This is a genomic window from Mesorhizobium prunaredense (assembly GCF_900156895.1).
In the GTDB taxonomy this organism is placed as follows: domain Bacteria; phylum Pseudomonadota; class Alphaproteobacteria; order Rhizobiales; family Rhizobiaceae; genus Mesorhizobium; species Mesorhizobium prunaredense.
The window spans coordinates 166,639-181,077 of record NZ_FTPD01000045.1 but is presented as its reverse complement, the minus strand read 5'-3'; the positions used below and the strand labels follow the sequence as shown (position 1 = coordinate 181,077).

Genomic DNA, 14,439 nt, shown 5'->3' with positions numbered 1-14,439 from the left:
GCCTATCGCTTCGTCATCCTGGGGTCTGCGCCGCGTCGCTTCGCTCCTGCTTCGTCCTGGGATGACGAAGTGGGGGCGGCCTCGGTCAATCCCGAACGTTTGCGGCAATGCACTGCAAGGTTGGTTTGCGTGACCTCGCTCGGCGCAACCATCACCTATGAAGGTATCCGTTTTGCCGCGTGGTCGTCCTCGGCGCGGCGTCTCTGGGTGTCGATCTTCGATGACACCGGCGCGCGCGAGATCGATCGGCTCGAGTTGATATCGGAAGGCGAGGGCGTTCACGCGCTTTTCGTTGCCGGCCTCGCCGCCGGCACCCGATACGGGCTTCGCGCCGATGGCGACTATGCGCCCGAGAAAGGGCTTTGGTTCGATCCCGACAAGCTGCTGGTCGACCCCTATGCCGTCGAAATCGACAGGCCCTATGTCTATGACCGCAGGCTCGCCGCGCGCCGGGGCGAGGGCACGGACACTGCGCTGCTGCTGCCGAAGGCGGTTGCCGCCACCCTGCCGCAGCCGGTGCCTGCCTTGCCGCCGCCGTTCCAGCCCGGTGGCCTGATCTATGAAGTGCCGGTGCGCGCCTTCACCATGCTGCATCCGGACATCCCGAAGCACCAGCGCGGGACGATTTCAGCGCTTGCCCATCCGGCTATCGTCGAGCACCTGAAAAAACTCGGGGTCGGGACGGTCGAACTGATGCCGGTGACGGCATCGATCGACGAGCGGCATTTGCCGCCGCTCGGGCTGCGCAATGCCTGGGGCTACAATCCCGTGACCTTCATGGCGCTCGATCCGCGCCTCGCGCCCGGCGGTCTCGCGGAATTGCGGCAGACGGCTGCCACGCTGCGTGGGGCCGGCATCGGCGTCATCCTCGATCTTGTCTTCAACCACACCGGCGAAAGCGACAGGCTTGGGCCGACGCTGTCGCTGCGCGGCCTCGACAGCCGCGCCTACTACCGGCATCGGCCGGACGGCAGCTTGATCAACGACACCGGCACCGGCAACACCGTCGCTTGTGATCACCCGGTCGTCCGGGAAATGGTCCTCGACACGCTTCGTCACTTTGTCTGCCATGCCGGCGTCGACGGTTTCCGCTTCGATCTGGCGCCCATTCTGGGGCGGGTCGATGGCGCGTTCGACGCCGCTGCGCCACTGCTCACGGCTATTCGGGACGATCCGGTCCTTGGCGACCGGGTGCTGGTCGCCGAGCCTTGGGACATCGGCCCAGACGGCTATCAGCTTGGCAATTTTCCGCCGCCCTTCCTCGAATGGAACGACAGATATCGCGACGATATTCGCCGCTTCTGGCGCGGCGATAGCGGCATGGTCGGCACGCTCGCCACCCGCCTTGCCGGCTCGTCCGACGTGTTTGCCAAGGCAGGCCAGCAGACGAGCCGCAGCGTCAATTTCATCGCCGCGCATGACGGCATGACGCTGGCCGACATTGTTGCCTATGAGCACAAGCACAATGAGGCCAATGGCGAGCAGAACCGCGATGGCCACGACGACAATCTGTCCTGGAACAATGGCGTCGAGGGTGAGACCGGCGACCGGGCAATCGTTACGGAACGTTTCGATGACCGATGTGCGCTGCTGGCCACGCTGTTTGCCTCGCGCGGCACGATCATGCTGACCGCCGGAGACGAATTCGGCCGCACCCAGAAGGGCAACAACAACGCCTATGCGCAGGACAATGAGATCACCTGGCTCGACTGGGCCGGGCGCGACCAGGCGCTGGAACAATACGCGGTTTTGCTCGCCACGTTGCGTCGTTCCGTGCCGGCGCTTTCCGACACGCGCTTCCTGACCGGAGAGCCGCCGCCCGGATCAGAGAAACCGGACGCGGTCTGGCTCACTGAAACCGGCACGCCGCTCGACGAGGCAGGCTGGCACGATCCGGGGCGGTACCGCCTGGTCATGATGCTCGGCAGCGATGATTGCCGCCTTGCCGTGGTCATCAATGGCGATCGCCGGGCGTGTATGTTCACGCTGCCGGAGCGCGACGGATTTCGCTGGGAGCCAGCCATCGAAACACCGGACGGCGCAGCCGGAATTTCACGGCCGGTGCCGGGGCGAACGGTGATCTTCATGATCGAACACGAAGCCGCGCAGGCTCAGATAAAGGAGAACCCGAGTGGCAAGTGACCACGCCGAATGGTGGCGCGGCTGCGTCATCTACCAGATCTACCCGCGCTCCTTCCAGGACACGACGGCGGACGGCAGTGGCGATCTGCGTGGTATCACATCGAGGCTGGCGCATGTCGCATCGCTTGGCGCCGACGCCGTCTGGCTGTCGCCCTTCTTCAAGTCGCCGATGGTCGATATGGGCTACGACGTCTCCGATTATACAGCCGTCGATCCGATGTTCGGCACATCAGAGGATTTCGACGCAGTGGTCGCCGAGGCGCACCGTCTCGGCCTGAAAGTCATTATTGACCAGGTTCTGTCGCATTCGTCCGACCGGCACGAATGGTTCGTCGAAAGCCGCGCGAGCCGCGATAATCCCAAGGCGGACTGGTATGTCTGGGCCGATCCAAAGCCAGATGGCACCGCGCCCAACAACTGGTTGTCGGTCTTCGGCGGCCCCGCCTGGGAGTGGGACGCGATCCGCAGGCAATATTACATGCACAATTTTCTCGCCTCGCAGCCGGACCTCAATTTCCACAATCCGGAGGTTCAGGACGCCTTGCTGGAAACGGTCCGGTTTTGGCTGGAGCGCGGCGTCGACGGGTTTCGCCTCGATACGGTCAACTACTATGTCCATGACCGCTGGCTGCGCAACAACCCGCCCCTGGCGTCAAGCGTCGCAGGAACCAACACCGAAACCAATCCCTACCTCTATCAAGAGCATTTGTTTGACAAGACGCAGCCCGAAAACCTTGCTTTCCTCAAACGTTTTCGGGCGCTGCTCGACGAATATGAGGGCCGCGCCGCTGTCGGCGAGGTCGGCGACGAAGCCCGTTCGTTGCAGACGCTCGCCGCCTACACCGGCGGCGGCGACAAGCTCGACATGTGCTACACTTTCGACCTGCTCGGTCCGCAATTCTCGGCGGCGCATGTGCGTGGATGCGTCGAAGCGTTCGAGAGTGCTGTCTCCGACGGCTGGGTCTGCTGGGCGTTTTCCAACCACGATGTCGTTCGCCATGTGACGCGATGGACAAGGCCCGGCGGCGATCCGGAAAGGATGGCGAAGTTCTCCATCGCGCTGCTGTCATGCCTGCGTGGATCGATCTGCCTCTATCAGGGTGAGGAACTCGGGCTGGAGGAGGCGGAATTGGCGTTCGAGGATCTGCGCGATCCTTATGGCATCCGCTTCTGGCCGGGGTTCAAGGGCAGGGATGGCTGCCGCACGCCGATGGTCTGGGAGAAAGGCGCCAACAATGCCGGTTTTTCAATCGGCAGGCCGTGGCTTCCAATCCCGGAAAGCCATCGCGCCCGCGCGGTCGATATCCAGAACGGCGAGGAAAAGTCAGTTCTGGCCAGCTATCGGGCGATGCTGGCGTTGCGCAAGCGGCATGCGGCGCTGGTACAAGGTTCGATCCGCTTTCTCGATGCCGAGAGCGATGTGCTTGCCTTCATTCGCGACGGCGGCGGCGAGAAGCTGCTGTGCGTTTTCAACTTCGCCGAGGAGCCGGCCAACTGGCCGTTGCCGCAGGGTATCGATGTCGCAGAGACGATCGACCTTGGCGCAGGTGCCGCCTTGCAGGAAAAAATCCTGTCGCTGCCGCCTTTGGGCTGCTTTCTCGGACGAGCCGGCTGATCTCTCTAGCTCATTGAACAAGCACAGAGCGCCCGCAAGTCGCCCCCATGACCCGGACATCGGCTTCGCCGACGCGCACGCCCAGCGCCCCAAGCACATTGTAAACCAAGTCGTCGACAGGCGCCGTCACGCCGTTCAGTAGCGCCACCACTGCCGGCCTCACGGTTCCAAGCAAGGCGGTTACATCAAGCCCGAGGCTCAGCGCACTGACCGAAAGCGACAAATCGTTGACCAGCGATGTGGTGAGGGATTGCGTCAGGGTTTTCGTAGGAGCGGTCTTTATCGTCTTGTTGGCGATTTCGGTGCTATTGAAGGTTAAAGTCGTCGGGTCGTTGTCGGTGATATCGAGCGCTGCAGAACCTTCACTGACAGCAATGGAATGAGCAAAAGCTTCACTGCCGCGATCTGGGCTTTAGAGAACGACTGTGGGTTGCTGAAATCGGCGAAGGCGGTAGGGCTGCTGTCGGCATCGCTGGCGCCAAGATGCAGCGAGGCAACGCCCGGACGTGCAGCGATGGAAACCTCCAAACTGTCCGGGCGTCCCGTCGGACCAGGCCAAACCTTGAACGACATCCTGCTGCGCGCTGATCAGAATCTCTATGTGGCAAAGAACAGGGGCCGCGACTGCATCGTCGCAACCACCGGGTTCGGACCGGTATTCGCATGATCGTGACTGGCACGATAGCTCCACCGCGTCGAAGGGCGTCTACGCATAGGCTGGACTCACAATTATTGATATCCACGCCATCGTCCCGTTTGCCGAAGAGAGTTCCGGCCTGACGAACAGCGATCCGCCAAGAGCGAAAGCATCCGCAACATTGACAGCAGCAGCTGAAAGGCTCGGTCCATGGTTTCGACTGCTGATCTGGCGCCCGCGAAGTGACTTCGCTGCGCCTTACTTAGGGTGACCTCACGAGTCTGTTGAAATAAAAAATCACCACGTTACTGTTTGGCCACCAGCCGCCGGAAAGGGAACCGGCGGCGCGCTCAAAGGGGCCAGCGAATCGGTTTCGGGGCGTCAACACTCAAGAGGCGCAGCTGTAGGGCCGCCTCGACAGGGAGAACTTCATGCTGAAAAACATGCTGAAGGCGACGGTGTTCGCCACAACCATGGCTTTGGCCGCCGGGACGTTCTACACGCCAGCCTTCGCCGAGGTCGTCTACAACAGAGGCACGGCTGCCGAATCGGAGTCGCTCGACCCGCACAAGACCTCGACAATATACGAAGCCGCTGTTTTGCGTGACCTGTTCCAGGGGCTGGTCATGCAAGACCAGAAGGCGAACGTCATTCCGGGCGCTGCCGAAAGCTGGACTGTATCGGACGACGGCACCGTCTACACCTTCAAGCTGCGCAAGGACGCCGTCTGGTCGGATGGTAGCCCGGTCACGGCAGATGACTTCGTCTACGCTTTCCATCGGCTGGAAGATCCGGCCACCGGCGCCGAATACGCTTCGATGCTCTATCCCGTGAAGAACGCCGAGGAGGTGAACACCAAGAAGGCGAAGCCCGAGGAGATGGGCGTCAAGGCAATCGACGCAAATACTCTTGAAGTAACGCTGAAGGCGCCGACGCCCTATTTCCTCGAAATGCTGACCCACCAGGCGACCTATCCGGTCAGCAAGGCCTCCATCGAAAAGCTCGGCGACGATTGGATCAAGCCGGGCAATTTGGTCTCCAACGGCGCCTATACGCTGGCGGAGTGGGTTCCTAACGACCACATGAAACTGGTCAAGAATCCGAAATTCTGGGATGCTGCGACGGTCAAGATCGACACCGTCAACTACATCCCGACGGAGGATCGTTCGTCGGCGATGAAGCGGTTCGAGGCCGGCGAACTCGACAGCTATGAGGACCTCCCGACCGAACAGCTCGCCGACCTCAAGGCCAAGTTTGGCGATCAGATTCACATCGGGCCATACCTCGGCACGTTCTATTTCGCGATCAAGACCGACAAGGCGCCGTGGGACAACGTCGAACTGCGCAACGCCATTTCCATGGCGATCGACCGCGAGTTCATAGCCGAAAAGGTCTGGCAGAACGCAATGCTGCCCGGCTATTCGATGGTGCCTCCAGGCATCGAGGGCTACACGCCGGCAATGGCCAAATACGCGGACATGTCGCAGATCGACCGCGAGGATGAGGCCAAGAAGGTACTCGAGAAGCTTGGCTATACGCCCGAAAAACCGCTGAAGATGGAAATCCGCTACAACACCTCGGAGAACAACAAGAACACCGCGGTGGCCGTTCAGGAGCAGTTGAAGCCGCTCGGCGTCGACGTCTCACTGATCAACACCGACACCAAGACCCACTACTCCTTCCTCGAGCAGAAGGGCGATTATGACCTGGCGCGTGCCGGCTGGATTGCGGACTACAAGGATCCGGAAACCTTCCTCGGCATCTCCCGCAAGGCCAGTGGCAACAACTATTCGGCCTATAACAGCCCGAAATTCGAGGAGGCCATGGACGAAGCGGCGGCCGCCGGCGGCAAGCCCGAAGAGCGCATGAAGGAACTCGCTGAGGCCGAGCGCATCCTCATCGACGAGGTCGGCAACATCCCGCTTCTCTACTATAGCTACAAGGATATCGTTTCTCCGAAGCTTCATGGCTTCGAGGATAACGTCATGGATGTGCATCCGTCCCGCTTCATCTCCAAGGACTGATCTCCTTGGCCGGACTGCCGCTCCTTTACAGCGCCGCGCGTCCTTTGGACGCGCAAAGGGCGCTGTAACGCCTTGATTTTGCGCGTGATCCTTTCCGAACCTTCGGTTCGGGTCATGCGTTAGGGGCGGCGGCTCCGGTTTGCTAGCAAAGCGGGGAACCGATGCTACGATACGTATTCCGGCGGCTCCTGACCGCCATCCCGACGCTGTTCGTCATCGTGACCATGGCGTTCTTCCTGATACGGCTCGCGCCTGGCGGCCCGTTCAATCAGGAGCGGGGCCTGAGCCCCGAGATCAAGGCCAATCTTGAAGCGCAGTTCGGCCTCAACGACCCGCTCTGGCTGCAATATGTCCACTATCTCGGCAATCTGCTGCGCGGCAATTTCGGTCCGAGCTACAACATGCCGGATTTCACTGTGGGCGAATTGTTCAGGGAAGGTCTGCCGATCTCGGTCCAGCTCGGCGCTTCGGCGCTCATCCTGGCGCTGTTGCTCGGCAGCGTGCTCGGCACCGTTGCCGCGCTCAACCAGAACAAGCTTGCCGATTACTCGGTGATCGCGCTGGCGACGGCCGGCAGCACCATCCCGACCTTCGTCATCGCGCCGGTGATTCAGCTCTTGTTCGGTCTGACCTGGAAACTGCTGCCGATCGGCGGCTGGGGCGACGGCGCCTTGATCAACAAGATCGGCCCGGTGCTGACGCTCGCCCTGCCGCAGATCGCTATCGTTGCCCGCCTGATGCGCGGCTCGATGATCGAATCGCTGCGTTCGCACCACATCCGCACCGCCCGCGCGCTCGGTCTGTCCGACTGGTCGGTGGTGGTGAAACATGCGCTGCGCGGCGCCATCCTGCCGATCGTCTCCTTCACCGGCCCGGCCGCGGCAGCGCTTCTCACCGGCTCGATCATCGTCGAGACCATCTTCTCCATTCCAGGCATCGGCCGCCATTTTGTCGTTGCTGCGCTCAACCGCGACTACACGTTGGTCATGGGAACGGTGGTGGTAATCGCGCTGTTCACCATCATCTTCAATCTGATCGTCGACGTCATGTATGCCGTCATCGATCCGAGGGTGCGCTATGACTGACATCGCAGCCACCGCTCCGGTCATCGTCGGCCGCTCCCTGTGGGGCGATGCCTGGGCGCGCCTCAAGGCCAACCGCGCCGCCATGTTCAGCCTCTACTATCTTGCTTTCATCGCGGCCATCAGTGTCTTCGGCCCTTGGTTCGTGCCGCATCAATACACCACCATCTACGCCGACTATGTGCGCATGCCGCCGAGCTTCTCGGCCTATCCGAAGGCCGACATGATCGAAGGCGCTCTCGATGAGGCGATCAAGCGTATGCGCGTCGACATCAAGGAGTGGCGGCAGGAAGGCAACCGTGTGTTCGTTACCGTCAGATCGTCCAAGCCGGTCGACGACCGCAACATTCGCTACCTTGATCGTTCCGATACCTTCGATGACACAAAGATCGAGAGCAAATCGCCGGACGGTCTCGAAATGGTGATGAGTGCGTCGATCAAGCAGCAATATTTTCTGTTCGGCACTGACAATACCGGCCGCGATCTCCTGTCCCGGACGCTGATGGCCGGGCGCATATCGCTGGCCATCGGCCTGCTTGCCGGCGTTGTGGCGGTGGTCATCGGCGTGCTCTATGGCGCCACCGCGGGCTTTGCCGGCGGCAGGGTCGACGAGGTGATGATGCGCATCGTCGACGTGCTCTATTCTTTGCCGTTCATCTTCTTCGTCATCATGCTGGTGGTGTTCTTCGGCAGGAACTTCGTGCTGATGTTCCTGGCCGTCGGCGCCGTGCTGTGGCTCGACATGGCGCGGATTGTGCGCGGACAGGCGCTGTCGATACGCCGGCAGGAATATGTCCAGGCGGCGGAGGCGATGGGCGTCGGCCAGCGCGGCATCCTGATCCGCCACGTCATCCCCAATTTGCTCGGACCGGTGGTGATCTACATGACGCTGCTGGTGCCGCAGGTCATCATCCTGGAAAGCTTCCTGTCGTTCCTCGGGCTTGGCGTCCAGGAGCCGATGACCAGCTGGGGCGTGCTGATTTCGGTCGGCGCCCAGAACATCGGCTCGGCCAACTGGCTGCTTTTGTTCCCGGCCTTCTTTCTCGTCTCCACGCTGTTCGCGCTGAATTTCGTCGGCGATGGGCTGCGCGACGCGCTCGACCCGAGGGATCGTTGAGATGGCTGCTTCCGAAACCATCCTCAGCGTCAAGGACCTCCGCGTCCGCTTCCGCACCCTCGACGGCGTGGTCGAGGCGGTGAAGGGCATCAACATCCACGTTAATGCAGGCGAAACCGTTGCCGTTGTCGGCGAATCCGGTTCCGGCAAAAGCCAGACGATGATGGCGGCGATGAGCCTGCTGGCCTCGAACGGCGAGGCGACGGGCGTCGTCGACTATCGCGGCCGCAACCTTTTGACCCTGAGCAAGTCCGAACTCAACCAAGTCCGCGGCCGCAAGATCAGCATGATCTTCCAGGAGCCGATGACCTCGCTCGATCCGCTTTATTCGATCGGCAACCAGCTGATCGAGCCGATCCGCCGGCATCGTGGGCTTGGCGCGGCGCAAGCACGCGAAGAGGCGCTCAAGCTCTTGCGGCTGGTCCATATTCCCGATCCCGAGCGGCGGATGAAATCCTATCCGCACGAATTGTCGGGTGGCCAGCGACAGCGGGTCATGATCGCCATGGCGCTGGCCAACGACCCCGACATACTGATTGCAGACGAACCGACGACGGCGCTCGACGTGACGATCCAGGCTCAGATTCTCATGCTGCTCGCCGAGCTGCAGCGCAAGCTCGGCATGGCGATTGTCTTCATCACCCACGATCTCGGCATTGTCCGACGCTTTGCCGACCGCGTCTATGTCATGCGCTACGGCGAAGTCGTCGAGGAGGGCGAGGCGGAAGCGATCTTCGTCAATCCACAGCATGCCTATACCAAGATGCTGTTGGCCGCCGAGCCGACCGGAACCAAGGCGCCGCCACTGCCAAATGCGCCCGTTCTGCTCGAAGGCAGGAATGTCGAAGTGACCTTCAAGATCGGCGGCGGGTTTCTCGCCGGAGAGCCGCTGATCCTGCGCGCAGTCGATCACATTTCGATCAGGCTGCAGCGGAACCAGACCATCGGCATCGTCGGCGAATCGGGTTCGGGAAAATCGACGCTCGGCCGGGCCTTGCTGCGGCTGCTGCCAAGCGATGGCCTCATCCGCTTTGGCGATCGCGATATTTCCGCCGCCGACCGTCAGGCCATGCGGCCGCTGCGGCGCGAATTGCAGCTGGTCTTCCAGGACCCGTTCGGTTCGCTGTCACCGCGCATGACGATCGGCCAGGTCATCACCGAAGGGCTTCTGGTGCATGAGCCGACCCTGTCGGGCAGGCAACGCGATCTGCGCGCCGTCGAGGCCTTGCGTGAGGTCGGGCTCGATCCGAATGCGCGCAATCGCTACCCGCACGAATTCTCCGGCGGCCAGCGCCAGCGCATCGCCATCGCGCGGGCGATGATCCTCAAGCCCAAAGTGGTCGTCCTCGACGAGCCGACGTCGGCGCTCGACCGCTCCGTCCAGAAGCAGATCGTCGAATTGCTGCGCAAGCTGCAGGCCGACCATGAACTGTCATACCTGTTCATCAGCCACGATCTTGCCGTCGTGCGCGCCATGGCCGATTACATCATCGTCATGAAGCAGGGCAAGATCGTCGAGGAAGGGCCGACCGAGACGATCTTCAGCAATCCGCAAGCTACCTACACGCAGACGCTGATGGCCGCAGCCATCGACGTCACACGGTTTCGCTTGAGCGCATAGCGCGACCGGCCAGGACTGCAGCGGGTGGTGGTTGAAAGGTCCCGAGGCGAATAGACCGTCGTCTGCAGCCACGGCTGCTATGGCTTCGATCTCGATCATCGCCTCGGGCCTTTAGAGCGCTTTGATCTCGACGATCGTCTCAGCCGATAGGGCTTGGAAAAACTGCTTCCGGCGGAGTTCAACGACCTCCTTGAAGTTGCTCATGTCCCGCGCTGGATTCAACATAACGCCCGAAGTTGTCCAGGATCGCCTGCCAGCCGTCGCGCTGCATGTCGATGGAGTTCTGCGTCTCGGCATCGAATATGGTCGTCACCTTCGTACCTTTCCCTGCGGCTTCGAAGGTCGTACGCGCCTTGCGCCCGTCGCTCATGGCGAATGCGATCGCCTTGTACGGCTCGACCTCTTCGTACACCGCCTCGAAATCGAAGCCGAAACTGCCGTCCTTGGCTTCCATGCGCGCCTTGTAGCCGCCGCCCACCTTTAGGTCGACTTCCGCGCTTGGGCAGCACCAGTCGTCGGAAGCGAAGTTCCACCGCGTGATATCGCCGGGCGTCGTGTAGGCCTCCCAGACGCGTTCGATCGGCGCGGCGATCGTGGTCGCAATGGTGATCTGCTGGTTGGTCATTTTTGGTTTCCTTGTTGTCGCAGTCGGATGAGATCACGCAGACGGTTTATTGCGTGATTTCGGGCTCGACGAGGTTAGCAAGCTTGCGCAGCGACTCTTGCCAACCGAGATAACATGCCTCTACGGGGATCAGATCGGGCACGTTCTCCTGAACCACCGTCATCTCCGTTCCGACTGAAACGGCCGTCAGCGTGACGGTCACTTTCATCTCGCCCGGGAGGTTCGGATCATCGAACACATCGCTGTAGACGAGCGTCTCGCCGGGGACGAGTTTCAGATAGGTGCCGCCGAAGGAATGGCTGTGCCCGGTCGTGAAGTTTCGAAAGGACATTCTGTGCTTGCCGCCTTCCTTCGCCTCAAGTTCATGGACCGTACAGGTAAAACCGAAGGGCGGGAGCCAACTCGCGACCGCGTCAGGTTCCAGAAATGCGCGGTAGACCTTTTCGGGCTTCGTGGCGAAAACCCGGTGCAGTTTAACGGTGTTGGGCATGATCATCTCCATTCGTTGAGTTTCACCAGGGCGTCGGTGCCTTGGATCGGGTTAGCCTGCTGCTGCGGCTTCCAGTGCCGCGATATCGATTTTCTTCATCGTCATCATCGCCTCCATCGCGCGCTTGGCCTTGGCGCGGTCGGGGCTCGTCGTCAGTTCCATCAGCCGCTTCGGCGTGATCTGCCAGGAGAAGCCCCACCGGTCCTTGCACCATCCGCAGGCGCTCTCGCTGCCGCCGTTTCCAACGATCGCCTTCCAGTAGCGGTCGGTCTCTTCCTGATCCTCGGTCAGCACCATTAGGCTGACGGATTCGTTCGCCTTGAAATTCGGGCCGCCGTTCAGGCCTAGAAAAGACTGGCCGAGCACTGTGAACTCGACTGTCAGTTCGTTGCCTTCCCTGCCGCCAGGATAGTCGGATGCGGCCGCATTCAGCCGATCCACATGACTATCGGGAAAGGTGGCGGCATAGAACTCTGCCGCCTTGCGTGCTTCGCCGTGGTCGAACCACAGGCAGGTCACGAGTTTCGTCATATCTAATCTCCTCGGTTCTTGGGGGTATTTGTTCGCGCCGCGACTGCCAGACCTCAGTCGAGCCAGCCCTTGGGCGCCTCGCCGGCCGGAACGGGACCGATGAACGCCATCATAAGGTCGGCCTGGATCACATCGTCCGCAGATGTGTTCTATGATCTAAACTCTCTCACGGGTCTTTCACCTGGTTTCGTTGCTTCCTGTCCAAAGGACGAACAAGTGGCGCGCCTCCCGACAGCCAACCTTACTTTTTTGCCACGCGGCAGGCCCACCTAACCCGAGTCGATCCCTCCAACCGCCGGTTGGTAACGGCGGGTCGGCGTAGGGCCGGGCCGTTTGCTTCAGCACCGGTTGTCCATATCACGAGGTGTTCGTGGTGAAGGCGCTTGAGGTCCTCGTTGATGCCCGCAGTTTTCGCGGAAACAAACAACAACCTAAAGCGCGCCGCATGAGGCCGGTCAAACGCGACGCGCTTTAGTCGCCCGCCGTCGTCGAAGGTGCTGGTGCACGCTGATCGGCTGCATCGCCTTCTCGAGCAGGCCGGTTAACGGCAAGCACCGACAATTCATGCCGGCGCCCATCTCGCGCGGTCCACATGATCGACTGTCCGGCCGAGAGGCCGATCAGGGCCGTGCCGATCGGCGTAAGGATTGAAACCCTGCCTTCGGTGATGTCCGCATCGCCAGGAAAAACCAGCGTAACCGTTTTCGCGTCACCGGTATCGGGCTTGAACGTCACCTTCGAACCCATCTGGACGGCGCCGGCGGAGATCAGACCATCGGAAACGATGCGCGCTCGCTCGAGTTCGGCGAGCAGTTCATCGGAAGCCTGCGGATTTCGTGCGGCCACGGTGCTCGCAAGCGCCGATAAACGCGCATGGTCCGATTTCGAGATGCGGATGGTCGGCTTGCGCCCGGCCTTCATTTTATCTGGCATTTTCAGGTACTCGTATTCTCAGTTGCGCGGGCTGCCTCAAGCATGGTGGAACCGGCCAATTCGAGGCAGATCTTGCTCAAAGCCGATGCCCCAGAGCCGGTGCTGGCCTGCATACGTTCGATGTCGATTTTATGTGCTTGCCCCTCGGCCCGGGGCGCATGGCAGCCGACCCGGGGGTTACGATCCCGCAATGGGGCAAACCCGGAAAAGAAAATCGCGACGGATCTTTTTTGTGGCGTTCATATAACCGTAGTTGGTGCCGAGATCGGGGAAGTCAAGTCGACCCTGTAGCAAGGCGCGGCCGCGCCTGTGCGTCGCCTTTGACGAATCCGCGCCACATAAATTTGAATCCGCGCCACATAATTTTAGAGCTGGCTTCGACCGACCGCTGCGCAAAGGCCTCCGTAGCATTGGTACTTCCGCGCAGGTTGTGACGGCGGTCGTGATCTGGTTCGCCGACCTCACGAAGCAACTCTGATATTGATCCCGGTATCATCGTGTGATGCCAAGCCGGAACAATTCGACAGCCGGTGAGTTTCCACGATGAAGGGCGATCTGTTTCGGAGGAAACTGCGATGAAACGCGTCCTTGCCCAAAACGTTGTACGGCTGATGCTGGGCGGCGTAACCGCCGGCTTGCTCACGGTGGTCGAGATTCCCAACCCGGTGGCGCCATTGTCGCTTGTGTCCGAGGCGAGGGCTGCCACCGACGTTTCCATTTCTATCAGCACATTTTACGATGGACTGTCTTCCCATGGTGATTGGGTTTCGTACCGGGGAGCGACCGTTTTCGTCCCGGTTGATGTCCCTGACGATTGGCGTCCGTATACCCTTGGACATTGGGTCTATACCGAGCAGTATGGCTGGCTCTGGGTGTCCGACGAGCCGTTCGGGTGGGCGACCTACCATTACGGCCGCTGGGGCTACGCCGACGACATCGGCTGGTACTGGGTTCCCGGCACTCGTTGGGCGCCAGCATGGGTGAGTTGGCGGCGCGAAAGGGAGCACGTCATCTGGGCTCCGCTGCCGCCGCGCCGCGATCCCGATTTGATTTCAATCGAGGTGACCTTCGACACCACGCCGGATTTTTACTGGGTCGTGGTCCCCACCCGCGAATTCCTTGCTGACGACATTTCTGTCGTCGTTATCCGTGATGAGCCGGAGTTTGTGCGCATTGTCGAGGCGGCCGAGCCGGCCGGCGACGTGACGATCCAGAACAACGTGGTGATCAACAAAGTCGTTGATGTTGATGTGATCGAGAAGGAGACGAACGAGCAGGTGACTGTCGTCGAGGTCAGCGAGACCGAGACGCCCGAGCAGGCCGGCAAAGTGGAAAACAATACGGTCACGGTCTTTGAAGGTGAAGTGAAAGCCGATCCCGAGGCCAAACCAGCTGAGCTCAAAGACATCGAGGAGGTGAAGCAGGTTCAGGCTGGCCGGAAATCGAAGCCGGCCGAAGGCGCAGCAACGACCGAACAGGCGCCGGATGAAGAGGTCAAGCCGGAAGAGACCGCCAAGCCTGAGAAGCCGACGACCGAGGAGCAACCGGCCGCCGAGCAGGAGCAGGCCGAGCCCGAACAGGCGGCCAAGCCTGAGAAGCCGAAGGCCGAGGAGCAGCCCGCC

At 61.2% G+C, this 14,439-nt stretch carries 13 protein-coding genes; 7 read left to right on the top strand and 6 right to left on the bottom strand.

Annotated features, from left to right (window positions below; all coding sequences use genetic code 11):
• Positions 1-129: 129 nt before the first annotated feature.
• The gene (glgX, locus tag BQ8794_RS24695) at positions 130-2,142 is read left to right on the top strand and encodes a glycogen debranching protein GlgX (RefSeq protein ID WP_077381217.1); all 2,013 of its coding nucleotides are present in this window, start codon (positions 130-132) and stop codon (positions 2,140-2,142) included.
• Entirely contained in the window at positions 2,132-3,757 is a 1,626-nt protein-coding gene (bglA, locus tag BQ8794_RS24690) for a beta-galactosidase BglA (protein WP_077381216.1), read from the top strand. Before glgX ends, bglA begins: the two co-directional genes overlap by 11 nt.
• 10 nt (positions 3,758-3,767) lie before the next feature.
• On the opposite strand, the gene BQ8794_RS36750 is transcribed toward bglA, so the two are convergent.
• Together BQ8794_RS36750 and BQ8794_RS36745 are read right to left on the bottom strand one after the other, a co-directional pair.
• On the bottom strand, positions 3,768-3,980 hold the full coding sequence (locus BQ8794_RS36750) for a hypothetical protein (protein WP_244555089.1): 213 nt from the start codon (positions 3,978-3,980) through the stop codon (positions 3,768-3,770).
• Positions 3,981-4,072: 92 nt separating this feature from the next.
• On the bottom strand, positions 4,073-4,330 hold the full coding sequence (locus tag BQ8794_RS36745) for a hypothetical protein (RefSeq protein WP_244555088.1): 258 nt from the start codon (positions 4,328-4,330) through the stop codon (positions 4,073-4,075).
• A gap of 495 nt (positions 4,331-4,825) precedes the next feature.
• Between BQ8794_RS36745 and BQ8794_RS24680 the strand changes: the two genes are divergently transcribed.
• The 4 genes from BQ8794_RS24680 (at position 4,826) to BQ8794_RS24665 (ending at position 10,238) form a co-directional block, all read left to right on the top strand.
• Positions 4,826-6,418, top strand: a complete 1,593-nt coding sequence (locus BQ8794_RS24680; RefSeq protein ID WP_077381215.1) for a peptide ABC transporter substrate-binding protein — start codon at positions 4,826-4,828, stop codon at positions 6,416-6,418.
• 161 nt (positions 6,419-6,579) lie between these two features.
• On the top strand, positions 6,580-7,503 hold the full coding sequence (locus BQ8794_RS24675) for an ABC transporter permease subunit (protein WP_077381214.1): 924 nt from the start codon (positions 6,580-6,582) through the stop codon (positions 7,501-7,503).
• Entirely contained in the window at positions 7,496-8,617 is a 1,122-nt protein-coding gene (locus BQ8794_RS24670) for an ABC transporter permease (RefSeq protein ID WP_077381213.1), read from the top strand. The genes BQ8794_RS24675 and BQ8794_RS24670 overlap by 8 nt, the downstream gene beginning before the upstream one ends.
• A 1-nt stretch (position 8,618) precedes the next feature.
• Positions 8,619-10,238 (top strand): ABC transporter ATP-binding protein, encoded by a 1,620-nt coding sequence (locus BQ8794_RS24665; protein ID WP_077381670.1) that lies wholly within the window; start codon positions 8,619-8,621, stop codon positions 10,236-10,238.
• A gap of 178 nt (positions 10,239-10,416) precedes the next feature.
• On the opposite strand, the gene BQ8794_RS24660 is transcribed toward BQ8794_RS24665, so the two are convergent.
• The 4 genes from BQ8794_RS24660 to rnk all read right to left on the bottom strand — a co-directional run bounded on the left by BQ8794_RS24660 (position 10,417) and on the right by rnk (position 12,817).
• Entirely contained in the window at positions 10,417-10,863 is a 447-nt protein-coding gene (locus BQ8794_RS24660; RefSeq protein ID WP_077381212.1) for an SRPBCC family protein, read from the bottom strand.
• Positions 10,864-10,909: 46 nt separating this feature from the next.
• Positions 10,910-11,353 carry an SRPBCC family protein gene (locus BQ8794_RS24655; protein WP_077381669.1) on the bottom strand — a complete coding sequence of 148 codons (444 nt, stop codon included), beginning with the start codon at positions 11,351-11,353 and terminating at the stop codon, positions 10,910-10,912.
• Positions 11,354-11,404: 51 nt separating this feature from the next.
• Entirely contained in the window at positions 11,405-11,884 is a 480-nt protein-coding gene (locus BQ8794_RS24650; protein ID WP_077381211.1) for a VOC family protein, read from the bottom strand.
• Positions 11,885-12,355: 471 nt separating this feature from the next.
• A complete protein-coding gene (rnk, locus tag BQ8794_RS24645) occupies positions 12,356-12,817 on the bottom strand; it encodes a nucleoside diphosphate kinase regulator (RefSeq protein ID WP_077381210.1) in 462 nt (153 codons plus the stop codon).
• 575 nt (positions 12,818-13,392) lie between these two features.
• On the opposite strand from rnk, the gene BQ8794_RS24635 reads away from it, so the two are divergent.
• A partial coding sequence (locus tag BQ8794_RS24635; RefSeq protein WP_210189859.1) for a DUF6600 domain-containing protein occupies positions 13,393-14,439 on the top strand: 1,047 nt, incomplete at its 3' end.

Excerpts from the sequence above, each read along its gene's own strand:
- BQ8794_RS24650 (WP_077381211.1), bottom strand. The coding sequence starts at position 11,884 with ATGACGAAACTCGTGACCTGCCTGTGGTTCGACCACGGCGAAGCACGC.
- rnk (WP_077381210.1), bottom strand. The coding sequence starts at position 12,817 with ATGCCAGATAAAATGAAGGCCGGGCGCAAGCCGACCATCCGCATCTCG.
- BQ8794_RS24680 (WP_077381215.1), top strand. The coding sequence starts at position 4,826 with ATGCTGAAAAACATGCTGAAGGCGACGGTGTTCGCCACAACCATGGCT.
- BQ8794_RS24665 (WP_077381670.1), top strand. The coding sequence starts at position 8,619 with ATGGCTGCTTCCGAAACCATCCTCAGCGTCAAGGACCTCCGCGTCCGC.
- BQ8794_RS24660 (WP_077381212.1), bottom strand. The coding sequence starts at position 10,863 with ATGACCAACCAGCAGATCACCATTGCGACCACGATCGCCGCGCCGATC.
- BQ8794_RS24655 (WP_077381669.1), bottom strand. The coding sequence starts at position 11,353 with ATGCCCAACACCGTTAAACTGCACCGGGTTTTCGCCACGAAGCCCGAA.
- BQ8794_RS24675 (WP_077381214.1), top strand. The coding sequence starts at position 6,580 with ATGCTACGATACGTATTCCGGCGGCTCCTGACCGCCATCCCGACGCTG.
- BQ8794_RS36745 (WP_244555088.1), bottom strand. The coding sequence starts at position 4,330 with ATGTCGTTCAAGGTTTGGCCTGGTCCGACGGGACGCCCGGACAGTTTG.
- BQ8794_RS24670 (WP_077381213.1), top strand. The coding sequence starts at position 7,496 with ATGACTGACATCGCAGCCACCGCTCCGGTCATCGTCGGCCGCTCCCTG.